Source organism: Chitinophaga qingshengii (assembly GCF_014529935.1).
In the GTDB taxonomy this organism is placed as follows: domain Bacteria; phylum Bacteroidota; class Bacteroidia; order Chitinophagales; family Chitinophagaceae; genus Chitinophaga; species Chitinophaga qingshengii.
In genome coordinates this window covers 944741-958924 of record NZ_JACVFC010000003.1, presented here as the reverse complement: position 1 = coordinate 958924, position 14184 = coordinate 944741, and the positions used below count along the sequence as shown (strand labels likewise).

The window sequence follows — 14184 nt, the reverse complement described above, 5'->3', positions numbered from 1 at the left end:
GAGGGTCGGGCGCCGGTTAGTAGATTTCTACCAGGTTATTTTTATAGGTGATATTGATTTGAAGTGTTTTCCGCATGATGTCCAGCACTTCCTCCAGCGGCATATTGGGGAAGGTGGCCAGCAGTTTTTTGTCGTTCAGCTGCTGATTGCTGATGTTTACCTCTACGTTATAGAAGTCGGACAAGGCAGCTGCTACTTCCGGGAGCGGAGCGTCGTCGAAAGTCAGGCATCTTGTTCTCCAGGCGAGGATGTTATTGTTTTTCTTGTAAAAACGGGTATCCACAGCGTTGCCATGGCGGGCGAGGGAGGCTTCCTGGCCGGGGGTCAGGATGACTTCTTTGCCGCTGCCTTTACCTTTAAAGGCGACCTTTCCGGATTGTACAAATACTTTCACGCCTGATTGCGCTGTTTTAACGTTAAAAGCGGTACCCAGCACCTTTACTTTCACATCCGGAGCGTCTACCGTGAAGGGGAGGCCATCGTTTTTTACCACGTCAAAGAAGGCTTCTCCCTTATCTATTTTGATATGGCGGTTGTTTTTGCCAAAAGTCCGGGAGTAGCGTACAGTACTGTTTGTATTGATATATACCATCGAGCCATCCGGCAAGTGGAGGCTATCGATGTTTTGTGCAGTGGTAATGGTTTTATAGCTACCAGGTCCCAGCCAGGTCCAGGTAAGGCCTATCGCCAGTACGGCAGCAGCAGCCCACCAATAGCGTGTTTTGATGTTGACTACGCGGGTATTGCGGGGCGCGGCGACAGGTGTGGGGGCGATGGTGGCCGGCAGGGTATCGAGGGTTGTACTGAGTTGTAGCCATTGGCCCTGGGTATCAAAGGCGGATGCTGCCGGAAGTGGATCTCCCTGCCACATCGCTTTCATATCCAGAAAAATATCCAGATTAGCGGTGTCCTGTTGAATCCAGTCGTTGAGCTGCTGCTTATGCTGCTCGTTGTCCGGATCTTCCAGGTAACGGATCACTATATCTATGTCAGTTTTCTTATTCATGGCTACTTATTAACTATACAATCAGAGAAAGGGTTACCATTAAGCGGTACAAAAAAAAATCCTGGTTGCTGTTATTCTTTATTGATGAGTACTACCCGCAACTTTTTTAAGGCGGTAGTCAGGTGGGCATATACAGTATTAATAGATATATTCAGTTGCTCTGCTATTTCTGCGGGGGAGAGGCCTTTGAGCCGGCTCATTTCAAACACACGACGGCACTGTTCGGGCAGCTTGTCGAGGGCCGACCGGTACTGTGCTTCCAGCTCCTTATGTTCCAGCTTTGAATGGGATGTTTCTACCGGGGAGGCTGTCAGCAGTTGTTCCTTTGCATATACTTCTTTCCGTTGTTCTTTTTTGATGCGATTAAGACAGGTGTTGACAGTAGCACGCGCTAGGTAATGGTTGACGGGGGCCCTTTCATCCAGGTTCTCCGCGCCTTTCCACAAATTGAGGAATACATCCTGCACCATGTCGTTGGCATCATCTTCATCTTTTACATAGCGAAAGGCAATATTATACATGGAAGGGGCGAATTGTTTGAAGACTGCTTCAAACACCGCTTTATTCCTGCTTCTGATGCCTTTGACTATTTCGTCGTTACTTAATTGCAACATGCTTTGATCTTTTGTTTCCGCCAGTGCGAAGATAAATTTTAATCACTTCGCATTCCGTATTTACAGAAATTTTTGTCTTTAACATTTCTTTCACTAATGGTAAGTGCATTGTCGAATGTATTGTTAGTATACAGCCGGTTAATAGATTGCTGCACATATCGCAAAAATCATGCACAATCAACTGGTTACACGGTTGTCATCATAATTTTAACCATACAAAAAATTGAAGCCATGAAAAAAACAATCACAGGAATGCTCGCTTTAGCCGCAATGGTAGTAGGGATGTCTTCGTTTAGAAGTGCTGATGCAACGACTGTTAAGTCTTTGGATAGTGCATCAGTTAAAGTTGATTCACTGATGTCTGTTGACTCAGTTGCACGTTTTGATTCCCTGTCGATAGATTCGTTGATGGGCCTGGATTCAGTTGCCCGTATCGACTCTTTTGCCCGCGTAGATTCTTTTTCCCGTATTGATTCCGTGTCCCGAATGGACTCACTGTTCCGTTACGATTCACTGCGTATGGATTCCGTAAAAGGTATGGATTCTCTCCGTACTGTTGACGGCGGTTCCATTAGCGGTAAAGTAACACCTGCCGACGGCGCTACTGAAGTAGAAGCGGACAACGGCAGTGAAAAACTGAAAGGTGCCGTTGCAGATGGCGCTTTCGCAATTCCGGCTGCCAAAGCTGGTTCTTATACCATCACCATCGTAGGTAAAGCGCCTTATAAAAGCGCAGTGATCAAGGATGTAAAAGTGGAAAATGGTAAAGCTACCGATCTTGGCGAAATCAAGCTGGAACAATAAACCAGTATAGCATCCAACAATTCAATAGCATCCTAAAATGGAAACCCATTTTGGTTTGATCTCAGGGGAGCTTTTTCGGCCCCCCTTTTTTTGTGCCTGTAAGTCAAACAATTATTCGCTACTTATTTACTTATAAGTGTATTTTTGGTCTATATTTATTTTATAAAGAATAAAAATTGATTTATAAATCAATAAATATTTTTTCATTTTGAAAAAGTTTCCTACATTTGATCCTGTATTCGTATTTGAGTGAATTTTTTGTTTTATCCATGTCTGTTTGTAACAACCCTGAAAAGAGCCGGAAACGGCTCTTTCTTTAAAATCAGGTTTTTTATGCAGCGCGGATTTGTTTTCTTTTAAGCTAATTTTTGTACGTCACACATCAACCATTATCTGAACTCGTTAAACCCAAGTGATCTACGTGAATTACGAAATCATTGAACTACAGCAGTTTTCCGGAAAACGGGCTGGTATCTATTCTGTTATGGTAGCGAACGACAATCTGACTTTGTTCGATCATTTTGTCAAAGCGTATGTAAAAGAACATGCCGGTGAAATAAGAAGCATTACCCAGTATCTTGCTTATATTGGCAACCGGTACGGTATACAGAACAGGTTTTTTAAAGTGAAACGTGGCTGGTCCGCTGAGGTGAGTTGCGCCTTGTTTGACCATCCGGAGAAAAAACTCCGGCTCTACTGTTTCCGCATAGGAACCGCAGCGTTGATCATTGGCGGCGGTATGCCCCGGACAGGCAGAACAGGAAGAACCGCCAGGATGGGAGTGCCGGAAAAGCTACTGGACCGGATATCCCGGGATATCAGCCGGAAAATCCAGACAGGGGATATCTACTGGTCGGACCAGGATGGCCGGCTGGAAGGGAACTTAATATTTACCACAGAGGGAGATTAAATATCCGGAGGATATGAAAAGAAAATGAGCATTGGCATCAGGCGAAAGCAGGTAGCCGGCGGGTGGCTGGTATTTAGCAGGAAATGGGTGTCAGAATGAAAGTATACAGCTGGCAGGTGGCGGGTATAAAAACAACAACCGGCAGACGGCCGGCATTTAATAGAAATGCGTGTCCGGGTAAACAAACAGCCGGCAGGTAGCAGGCATCCGATAGCAAATGGGCATCAGATCGAAAACCAACAACAAACAGATGATCAGATCGAAAACAAACATCAGATGGAAAACAAACAACAGGGCGCCAGAAAATACAGCAGCAAAATTATCGCTGATGTAATGGCCAGCATTACGCCGCTGGAAAGTCTGCAGGTGGAAACCCGTTTTATACTGGCTGGCCGCATCGCCGGTATTATGGATGGAAAACGCATGAGTAATAAAGAACTGGCTGCCAGAATGAAAAAAAGCCCATCGGAAATTTCGCGCTGGCTCAGTGGTACGCATAACTTCACCATCGATACCTTGTCTGAAATAGCCATTGCCCTGGAAGTGCCGGTCATGGCCTTTTTTATGCCTTCCCAGCCCAGGGTTGTCAGAGATGTCCGGCTGACCGTCCGCTCCGGCGATATCCCACCGGATAATATTTCTTTTGTGCCGGTAACCTCCGCCTATTGATGCTTTATCCTATTTTTTTGCCAATTTACGTCCATGACTAAACGATCATTACCTGCCAAACAAGGGCCGCAACACCTCGCCCTGCAAACGATAGAACTGTTGGAAAGCTCCCTGCATTACCCGGGAGAACATCCGCCATTCAATAGTTTTCATTTCGATATTCATATTACCAGTAAAGCGGACGATGAAAAAAGTCAGGTATGGGTAATCGTAAAAATCGTGGTTTACCACGAAAACATGACACAACAACTCGGAAGTCTCGCGGTGAATTGTATCTTTACCATGAGTAATTTCCCGGAAGTGGTGCGGCTGAATGCTGCCGGTCAGCCTGATATGCCGGATGAGTTGGTGGAAACACTCCACAGTACCGCATTATCCACCACAAGAGGCGTGATGTTCGCTACCTTCAGAGGTACATTCCTGCACCATGCTGTGTTACCGCTGATAGCGCCGGGTTCTGTTACGGAAGACAAAAAATAATATCATTCATTTATGCGCACGGTTATCCTGCTTCTTATTTCCAACACATTTATGACTTTCGCCTGGTATGGTCATCTTAAACATCAGGATACAGCTATGTGGAAAGTAATCCTGATTAGTTGGGGCATCGCTTTTTTTGAATATTGTTTTATGGTGCCGGCCAACCGCTATGGAGCGCAGGAAGGGTTCAGCGGCTTTCAGCTCAAAACGATCCAGGAAGTGGTTACGCTCACTGTTTTCAGTGTGTTTGCGGTATTCTTCCTGAAAGAACCGTTGCGCTGGAATTACCTGGTGTCTTTCGCCTTTTTGATCGGGGCGGTATACTTTATGTTTAAAAAGTAGCTGGATTTTCGCGATTCCTGATTATCTTTAGCCATTGCATCTCAATCAACCTGAAAATAACCGGTCATCCAATTGAGGGAGGAAGCGAATATACAACTGCTGGTGGAACGCATTGCGTCGCTCGGCGATGAACAGGCCTATAAGGCCTTATTTCGTTTATTCTATAAACCACTCAGCCAGTTTGCCTTCTCGATTGTCAAATCCTGGGAGTCGGCCGAAGAGGTGGCATCCGACGTATTCATGAACATCTGGAGAAACCGGGAACGGCTGCTGCAGGTGCAGAACATAAAAGTGTATCTCTACGTTTCCGCTAAAAATATTGCACTGAATTATCTCACCCGCGCCGCCCGGACACAACATTTTAGTCTGGATGAACTGGAAGTGGATGTCAGTGGGGGCTATGCCACACCGGAACAAATATATATTTCCGGGGAAATGATCAAAAAAATAGAAGCCGCCATTAATCAACTGCCACCTAAACGGAAAATGATCTTTAAGCTGATCCGGGAAGATGGACTGAAGTACAAGGAAGTGGCGCAGATACTGGACATTTCAGTGAATACTATCGATGTGCACATGGCCCAGGCATTGAAAAAAATCAGTGAAGTCATTCACCTGAATCTCTCCCGCTAAAAAAAAAATAAAAAAAAACTTTGAGATGGAGTAGTAGATTTTTAAAATCTGCATGTCCTTCTATTACAATCATGCTTTTGCATCAACGACATGGAACAGGAAAGAATTTGGTTATTGCTGGGAAGAAAGGTATCGGGCGAGGCCACTATGGCGGAATTGCGCGAGCTGGAGGAGTTGTTGGTGCAATATCCGGAGCTGAGATATCAGGCTTCCATATTGGGAAGTTTGCCTGTACCCGTTGCTACAGTAGCATGGAAGGAGAAAACGGAGCTGGCGCTGGAAAAGCACCTGCTCAGACTGGGGAACGATCTGACCATGACAGCACCTTCCGATGAGCTGACAGCAGCACAGGACGGTCGCCGCCGGGGCAGGGCAGGAGTATTGGTAGCGTTGTCGGCCCTTGTGGTCATGCTGGGCGCCTATTGTGTTTTCCTGCTCAACAGTAAACAGGCCCTCAAGGTACCGGCTGAAATGGCGGAAATTCAAACCCGCAACGGTTCCCGGTCCCGCGCCACCTTGCCGGACGGTACCGAAGTATGGCTCAACGGCGGAAGCCGCATCACCTACCAGCGGGACATGAACAACCAGCAAAAACGGGAAGTATTTCTCTCCGGAGAAGCCTATTTCAAAGTAGCCAAAGATGCGGACAACCCATTTGTTGTACGCACCGACCGGATGGCGGTCAATGTACTGGGTACTGCTTTTAATGTAAAAGCATATCCCAACGAGGAACGCTCTGAAACATCCCTCATTTCAGGAGCGGTGGAAGTGGTACCGGCAGATGACCAGACCCAAAGGGTAAAACTGCAACCCAATCAGAAATTTATTATCAGACATACACAGGACGGTAATGCCAAACCCACTTTGGGCTATAGCATGGAACAGGTAAAAATGAACGGACAGGACGACCTGATCAATGAAACAGCCTGGTGCGATAATGTGCTGGTTTTTGACAACGAAAACTTCGCGGCAGTGGCACTCAAAATGGAACGCTGGTTTGGCGTGAAAATTTACCTGACGGACAAAAAACTGAAGACATACCGGTTTACCGGTACTTTTAAAAATGAATCACTGCCTCAGATTTTAGAGGCGCTGAAGGTTACATCAACATTCCGTTGCGAAATAAAAGGCAACGAGGTATTTATCAACCAGTAGCACATTATGTCTGACAAAAAAGAAAAGATACCATTGGCATAAAAAAAGGGCAAATGCTGCAAACATTTACCCTTTTGTACAGATCCAACGGCAGGTAGCTTCACTTGGCAATGTAGTACTGTCGTCGTTTTATTGATCGTTAACAACCTAAATGTATGTAAAAAAATCATACATTTTGTTATCCTTTTGCACACACATAAGGAAAATGTTGTACTGCTAATGAAACTGGTGTCCTTTATTATTCTGATTACCGCTTTACATATAACAGGTCGCGCGTTCGGGCAAAATGAACGGATATCGCTGAAAGTAGAGGAGATGCCGCTGACCCGCCTGTTAAAGTTAATAGAGAGGAAAAGCAATTGTCGTTTCGTATATCGCAACGACCTGATACCCGCACATATACGGGTTACAATTGAATTGAAAGAGGAACCAGCAGCGGAAGCCCTCCAACACATATTAAATGGTACGGGGCTTTCGTTTAAACCGCTAACCGGTGGCCTGATAGCCATCGTACCCGGAGAACAGGCAGTTACACCGGATATCGCTGTTAGCGGCCAGGTGACCGACATTACTGGTCACCCACTGCCAGGGGTAAGCATCCGGATTGCTGGTCTCAATAAAGGCGCAACCACCGGTACTGACGGACAGTTCCGGATGACAGCCCCACCATCAGGGACACTGGTATGCTCTTTCATCGGTTATGAAGAACAGAAAATAGCGATCAATCAACGATCAACGTTTAATATCGTCCTTAAAGACGACGCCTGTGGATTAAATGAAATTGTGGTAGTAGCCTACGGCGTACAAACAAAAGGTTCTTTGACAGGTTCAGCTGTTATGGTTAACTCCGCCTTGTATGACAAGGCGCCCCGTAGCAGCTTCCAGGAAAGTTTACAAGGAAATGTCCCGGGACTACAATCTACTAATGGTTCCGGCCAACCCGGATCGGTTCCCAGCATCCGTATCCGTGGTATAGGCTCTATCACTGCCGGCAGCACCCCCCTCTATGTAGTGGATGGTGTGCCGGTGGTGACAGACGACCTCACCGACTTTAATGTGAATTCATTAGCCGGTATCAACAGCGCTGATATTGCTTCCATTTCCGTGCTCAAAGACGCAGCGGCTGCCTCTATTTACGGCTCCCGCGCAGCCAACGGGGTCATTCTCATTACCACTAAAACCGGTAAGCCAGGCAGAACACGGATCAATGTCAGTGCGCAACAAGGCATCAACGGCCTCACTATTCCGAAGAGCAATTATCCGCTCAATACCCGCGAAATGATAGAACTGTTGCGGGAAGGATGGTACAACAAAAACGATGGCAGCGGAGAAGCCGGCTTCCAGCACGAGCTACAGGCCCGCGGCATCGATACGACCGTTAATACAAACTGGATGCAGCTGCTGACACGCTCCGGCAGCTACACACAAGCCAATCTATCGGCCGCCGGCGGAACAGATAAAACCCGGTTTTATGTGTCCGGCGGTTATTATGATTCCAAATCCGCACTCCGTGGTGTTGACTATCAACGGATGACCGGAAAACTGAATCTCAGCAACGAGGCCACTGACAGGCTCTCGTTTAATGTTAACCTGTCACTGGTATATCAGAAAGCCAATGCGGTAGGAGATGTGGGACTACTGGCTAACCCGGTACGGTCACTTGCCCGTATGCAGCCATGGCTACAAATCTACAACCCCGACGGCTCTTACGATTTTAGTTATAACAATAGTTTTAACCCGGTGGCGGTACTCAATGAGGTGACCAGAACCGGTTCCATCTACGGGCTGCTGGCCGGCGCAGGTGCTAAGTACCATATATTGGATGACCTGTCGCTCGAATCCAAGATCAGCCTCGACCTTAACTATGCCCGCAGCCATTCGTTCTACCCGCCCTATTTTGGCGATGGCCGGAATACGAACGGCAGGGCATATATCAATAATAATCTGTGGAATAACTGGGTATCTACCAGTATTCTCCGATACCAGCACCGCTGGGGCCAGCATGGCCTGAACACCTTCGCAGGATTTGAAGCGCAACGCACCGGCAATACCGGCAACAGTATGTCTGCCACCAACTTCCTGCCCGGCAAAAGCGAACTCGCCGATGCCTCCAAACCCGAATCCTTTAATTCGGTTAACGCCGCCAATTCCCTGACAGGAGTATTCCTCAACGCAGGATATGACTATCAGCAAAAATATTATCTCACCGGCTCCATCAGAAGAGACGCTTCTTCCCGCTTTGGCGCACAGAAACGGGGCGCCAACTTCTGGTCGCTCGGCCTCGCCTGGAATATCTATAAGGAAAGCTTTATGCATGATATTCCCGGCATCAACGAATTAAAGTTACGTGCTAGCTACGGCAGCAACGGGAACCAGGCTATTGATAATTATGCCTCTTTGTCGCTGTACAATCCGGCCAATGATTATGATGGGAAACCGGGGTATGTATTGGTACAATACCCCAATCCCTATCTTACATGGGAACAAAATCAACCCTTCAATGCCGGTATCGATTTTGCAATATTAAAAAATCGTATATCCGGTACCGTTGAATATTATAACAGGGTTACTTCCCGGTTGTTACTGAATGTACCTGTCTCTTCCACCAATGGCATCACTACAGTATTCCGGAATAACGGCGAGATGCGCAACAGCGGCTGGGAAATATCACTCAGCACGCGTAATATATTGCCCGGAACACCGGAAGGTTTTACATGGCGCACGGACTTTAACTTCTCTACCTTAAAGAATACAATCACCAGGCTGGACAATCCGATGACCAGCAGTATCTATAAACGTGAAGTAGGCAGCGATTTTTACCAGTTTTACCTGGTGGGATATGCCGGCGCAGATCCTAACACCGGCGAAGCGCGCTGGTATACCAACGCCAGCAAAACCACCACCACCAAAGTATACGGCGAAGCACAACGATTTAACCAGGGGAGTGCATTGCCAAAATTTTATGGCGGTTTAACCAATCACTTCAGCTATAAAGGTTTTGATCTCAGTTTTCAGATCTTCTATAACTGGGGCAACAAAGTGTACGACAACTGGGGCTCGTTTACAGAATCGGATGGCAGCGGCGGTTTTGGCGCTACGTCCAAACTCTCCCGCCGTACGTATGAACACCGCTGGCAACATCCGGGAGATGTGACCAGCATACCGAAAGTAGTTTTCGGCGGCACGCAGACCGGCCTTAGCAACCAGGCTTCTTCCCGTTTTCTGTATGATGGGAGTTTCATCCGCTTAAGAGATGTGATGCTGGCCTACAATCTGCCGAAAGAATGGGTTTATAAAGCCCGCCTGAGCGAAGTCAGAATATATGCCAGAGGAAATAATCTATGGACTTATGTTAAAGACAAACAGCTGACGATGGACCCGGAAGTACCGGTGACCGGCGATTATGATCAGCGGCCACCGATATTCAAAACCTTTCTTTTGGGAGTAGACGTTAATTTTTAACACACACATGTTACGACATCAACATATTGTCTGGGTTTTGATTGCTGCACTGCTTGCCGGTTGCGGCAAGGACTTCCTCCAGCAGGACCCAACGGCAGCAACGGAAACACGTCATGCGATCAGAGATTTGGCAGGCCTTCGTGCCGCCATCAACGGGGTGTATTCACTGATGCAAAATGAAAACTATTACGGACGTACCATGTTACTGTTGCCCGATCTCAGAAGTGACAATGAATATATCAGTGTCATCAACAGTAACAGGTACCGTAATCTGGACCAGTACATTGTAACAGCCAATGATACATATATCACCGATAGCTGGAACCAGCTGTACAGCGTGGTAGCCAATGCCAACATGGTGATACAGAAAGGCCCTTCGGCGCTGTTGGCACCATCGGCCGCAGATAGTGCGGAGGCAACGCATATTGTGGCGGAAGCCTATGCTACCCGCGGCCTGGTTTTCTTCGACCTTGTACGGATGTATGCGCAGGCATACAATTATACAGCGGATGCTTCGCATATGGGGATCCCACTGGCTGTCACTACAGATGTGGACGCGGTGCAATCACCTTCCCGCAGCAGTGTGAAAGACACTTATGCGCAGATCATCGCCGACCTGAATGAGGCCATCCGGCTTTTCCGCGATAGCAAAAACAGCGGTTATGGTGCCGGCCGTATGAACCTTTATAGTGCACAGGCACTGCTGGCCAGGGTACTGTTGTACAAAGGTGATTGGGAAGGCGCGGCCGCCCTTACCGGACAGGTGATCAACAGCAGCAAATACAGCCTGTTGCCGACCGATAAAATGGTTAGTGATTTTAACCAGGCCGGAAACAGCGAAACAATTTTTGAAATCATCAACACGCCGGTAGATAACCGCAGTACAGACGCACTGAGTGCCATGTTTAATCAAACCGCCTATGGCGATGTACTGGCTACTGACGACGTATGGAAGATATATGATGAAAAAGACGCCCGGCTTGGATTTCTGAAGAAAGATAAACGGGCAGGCAATGGGGGAGAGAACCCGGCGATTATCATCACCAAATACAAGGACGTGACCACTTTCGCAGAAAACATTAAAGTGATGCGGTTGGCGGAGTTGTACCTGATCAGGGCAGAAGCCCTGGCCCACCTTGGAAACGACGGAGAGGCAAGGCAGGCACTCGATTATGTAGTGCTGCGGGCCAATCCCGGAGCGGCGCCGGTAACGGCCGGCGGTAAAGCGCTGCTGGATACCATTGCGCTGGAAAGACGCAAGGAGCTTGCATTTGAAGGGCACCGGCTCTTTGATATGGCCCGTACAGGGACATCCTTTGTAAAATTCCTGGCTAGTAACCGAATCATAACGGTGGCTTTGCCCAGTCCGAAAATAATCTTACCTATCCCACAAAGGGAGCTGGATGCCAATCCGAATATACGCCACCAGCAAAACGAAGGATACAACTAATCTAAACCGCCTTTGTTGACAATTGGTTTTTGCAAGCTGGTTGGTTTTTGCTTGTAGGGTCCCGGTGACACACCGGGACCTTTTTTATTTATTCGCCGTTCAACCAATAATCCCTTCCTTCGCATAAATTTATTCCTATTTTTGGCGACCTGTAAAATCACGTTTGACTACATGCTTTTAAGAATCCGTACTGCACTGGCTTTATTCATAGCGATGATGGCCGGTATCCAGGCGATAGCGCAACCATCGCCCGTTTGGAATGCCGCCGATATTAAGCTGCAACTGAAAAAGCTGGATACGCTGGGTAGCGTATTATACCTGGCCGCCCATCCTGATGATGAAAATACCCGTTTGCTGGCCTACCTGGCCAAAGAGAAACTGTATCGCACCGGCTACCTGTCGCTTACCCGTGGAGATGGGGGGCAAAACCTCGTCGGCAACGAGCAGTCCGAACTGCTGGGACTGATCCGTACCCAGGAGCTGCTGGCTGCCCGCCGTATCGATGGCGCTGAACAGTTCTTCACCCGCGCACAGGACTTTGGCTTCTCCAAGAACCCGGCAGAAACCTTTACCATCTGGGATAAGAAAAAAATCCTGGGCGACGTGGTATGGATGATCCGCAAATTCCAGCCAGACGTGATTATCTGCCGTTTCCCGGCCGATAGCCGCGCCGGTCACGGACATCACACCGCCTCCGCCATGCTGGCTGCAGAAGCCTTCACTGCCGCTGCTGATCCTAAACAATATCCCGAACAACTGAAATATGTTAAACCCTGGAAAACGACACGGCTGTTGTGGAACACTTTTAACTTCGGTTCTGCCAACACCATTTCGGATGACCAGTTTAAAATAGATGTAGGTGCCTATAACTACCTGTTGGGTAAAGGTTATGGGGAAATCGCCGCTGAAAGCCGCTCCCAGCACAAAAGCCAGGGCTTCGGCGTACCCGCCGGCAGAGGCTCCGCCATGGAGTATTTTGCCACTATCAAGGGAGATGTCCCGAAACAACAACTGCTGGACGGCGTTAATACCGGCTGGTCCCGGATTGACGGGGGAGCCACCATTGGCGCTATGGTAGATAAAGCCATCGGGAACTATAACATGGACGATCCGGCTGCTACCGTACCCGCGCTCCTTAATATCCGCAAAGCCATACAGGCGCTGCCCGACGGCTACTGGCGCAACCAAAAGCTGAAAGAAACGGAACGGCTCATCTATGCCTGTGCCGGATTATGGGCAGAAGCCTATAGCGCTACGCCTACCGTAGTACCCGGATATAACCTGGAAGCTACCGTGCAGCTGGTCAACCGCGGACACGTTCCGGTACAACTGCGTAAGGTAGACCTCCCCGGTAAACCTGATGCTGCCGGCGCCCGTACCCTGGCATTCAATCAAATCAATACTATTTCCCAATCACTCACCGTTCCTGCTGATACAAAGATTTCCCAACCTTACTGGCTGGCAGAAGCCCATCCTTTGGGTACCTACGCGATCCCGGATCCGCTGCAGGTGGGTAACCCGGAAAATACGCCGCCACTGGTAGCCCGTATTCACCTGGAAATAGGCGGACAGGAATTCCTCATCGACCGCCCGCTGCAATACAAATACACCGACCCGGTAAAAGGAGAACTGTATGAGCCGTTGGTGATAGCGCCGCCGGTAGTAGCCAACCTGGCCAACCAGGTTTTCGTTTTCACCAGCAACAAACCACAAACGGTACCCGTGAAAGTCACGGCGGAAGCCGATGGCGTAAATGCCACCATGAAACTGCGACTGCCGGCGGGGTTTGAAGCGGCGGAAAACAGCCGGTCTTTCCAGTTGAACAAAAAAGGCGATGAACAGGAACTGCTGTTCCATATCCAGCCGAAAGCAGCGGCTACCGGCAATCACGTAGATACGTTCACGGTAGTGATCAGCTGTAACGGTAAAGAATATACGCAGAGTATTCAGCAAATCCGTTATGATCATATTCCGGTAATCACTTTATTCCCGGATGCTTCCGCCAGACTGGTAACCGTGGATCTGAAACACAACGGCAGCAAGCTGGGATATGTTCCCGGCGCCGGCGATATGGTTGCCGCTTCCCTGCGTCAGGTAGGTTACGATGTAACAGAGCTGGGAGAAAAGGATATCATGGGCGGCCAGCTGTCACAATACGATGCCATTATAGTAGGGGTGAGGGCGTATAACACCAATCCCCGTATGAAATACTGGCAACCCCAGCTGATGGAGTATGTCAACAAAGGCGGTACCATGCTGGTACAGTATAACGTCAACAGCGGGCTGGTAACCACCAACCTGGGACCATTTCCGTTTAGCCTTACTCGTGATCGCGTAACGGAAGAAGATGCGCCGGTAACTTTCCTGCAACCGGATAATTCCATCATGCATTACCCCAATGAGATTACCAGTGCGGATTTCAACGGTTGGGTACAGGAGAGAGGGTTGTATTTCCCGGCAAACATTGATAAAGCATATACGAAATTATTTTCCATGAATGATAAAGGCGAATCACCGCTGGATGGCTCTACCATTGTAGCGCAATACGGCAAGGGCAGATATGTATATACCGGTCTGGCGTTTTTCCGTGAACTGCCGGCTGGTGTACCAGGCGCCTATCGTTTGTTCGTGAACCTGATTTCTGCGAAACAGCATTAAA

At 48.3% G+C, this 14184-nt stretch carries 12 protein-coding genes; 10 read left to right on the top strand and 2 right to left on the bottom strand.

Annotated elements, in window-relative coordinates; translation table 11 throughout:
- Window positions 1-16: 16 nt before the first annotated feature.
- Both ICL07_RS23705 and ICL07_RS23700 read right to left on the bottom strand, forming a co-directional pair.
- Window positions 17-1006, bottom strand: a complete 990-nt coding sequence (locus ICL07_RS23705; protein WP_188090521.1) for a FecR family protein — start codon at window positions 1004-1006, stop codon at window positions 17-19.
- A 71-nt stretch (window positions 1007-1077) separates the two neighbouring features.
- Window positions 1078-1620, bottom strand: coding sequence for an RNA polymerase sigma-70 factor (locus tag ICL07_RS23700; protein ID WP_188090520.1), 543 nt, complete (start codon window positions 1618-1620; stop codon window positions 1078-1080).
- 231 nt (window positions 1621-1851) lie between these two features.
- On the opposite strand from ICL07_RS23700, the gene ICL07_RS23695 reads away from it, so the two are divergent.
- The 10 genes from ICL07_RS23695 (at window position 1852) to ICL07_RS23650 (ending at window position 14183) form a co-directional block, all read left to right on the top strand.
- A complete protein-coding gene (locus tag ICL07_RS23695; protein ID WP_188090519.1) occupies window positions 1852-2424 on the top strand; it encodes a carboxypeptidase-like regulatory domain-containing protein in 573 nt (190 codons plus the stop codon).
- 421 nt (window positions 2425-2845) lie between these two features.
- The gene (locus ICL07_RS23690; RefSeq protein ID WP_188090518.1) at window positions 2846-3334 is read left to right on the top strand and encodes a hypothetical protein; all 489 of its coding nucleotides are present in this window, start codon (window positions 2846-2848) and stop codon (window positions 3332-3334) included.
- Between the two features lie 165 nt (window positions 3335-3499).
- Window positions 3500-4003, top strand: a complete 504-nt coding sequence (locus ICL07_RS23685; RefSeq protein WP_223152071.1) for a helix-turn-helix domain-containing protein — start codon at window positions 3500-3502, stop codon at window positions 4001-4003.
- A gap of 33 nt (window positions 4004-4036) precedes the next feature.
- Window positions 4037-4483 carry a hypothetical protein gene (locus ICL07_RS23680; RefSeq protein ID WP_188090517.1) on the top strand — a complete coding sequence of 149 codons (447 nt, stop codon included), beginning with the start codon at window positions 4037-4039 and terminating at the stop codon, window positions 4481-4483.
- A gap of 12 nt (window positions 4484-4495) precedes the next feature.
- Complete coding sequence (locus tag ICL07_RS23675; RefSeq protein WP_188090516.1) at window positions 4496-4825, top strand: DMT family protein; 330 nt, start codon at window positions 4496-4498, stop codon at window positions 4823-4825.
- Between the two features lie 72 nt (window positions 4826-4897).
- The gene (locus tag ICL07_RS23670; protein ID WP_223152070.1) at window positions 4898-5458 is read left to right on the top strand and encodes an RNA polymerase sigma factor; all 561 of its coding nucleotides are present in this window, start codon (window positions 4898-4900) and stop codon (window positions 5456-5458) included.
- Between the two features lie 90 nt (window positions 5459-5548).
- The gene (locus tag ICL07_RS23665; protein WP_188090515.1) at window positions 5549-6613 is read left to right on the top strand and encodes a FecR family protein; all 1065 of its coding nucleotides are present in this window, start codon (window positions 5549-5551) and stop codon (window positions 6611-6613) included.
- 219 nt (window positions 6614-6832) lie between these two features.
- Window positions 6833-10075, top strand: a complete 3243-nt coding sequence (locus ICL07_RS23660) for a TonB-dependent receptor (protein WP_188090514.1) — start codon at window positions 6833-6835, stop codon at window positions 10073-10075.
- A gap of 7 nt (window positions 10076-10082) precedes the next feature.
- Window positions 10083-11525 (top strand): RagB/SusD family nutrient uptake outer membrane protein, encoded by a 1443-nt coding sequence (locus ICL07_RS23655; protein WP_188090513.1) that lies wholly within the window; start codon window positions 10083-10085, stop codon window positions 11523-11525.
- A gap of 171 nt (window positions 11526-11696) precedes the next feature.
- On the top strand, window positions 11697-14183 hold the full coding sequence (locus ICL07_RS23650; protein WP_188090512.1) for a PIG-L family deacetylase: 2487 nt from the start codon (window positions 11697-11699) through the stop codon (window positions 14181-14183).
- The last annotated feature ends 1 nt before the right edge of the window (window position 14184 follow it).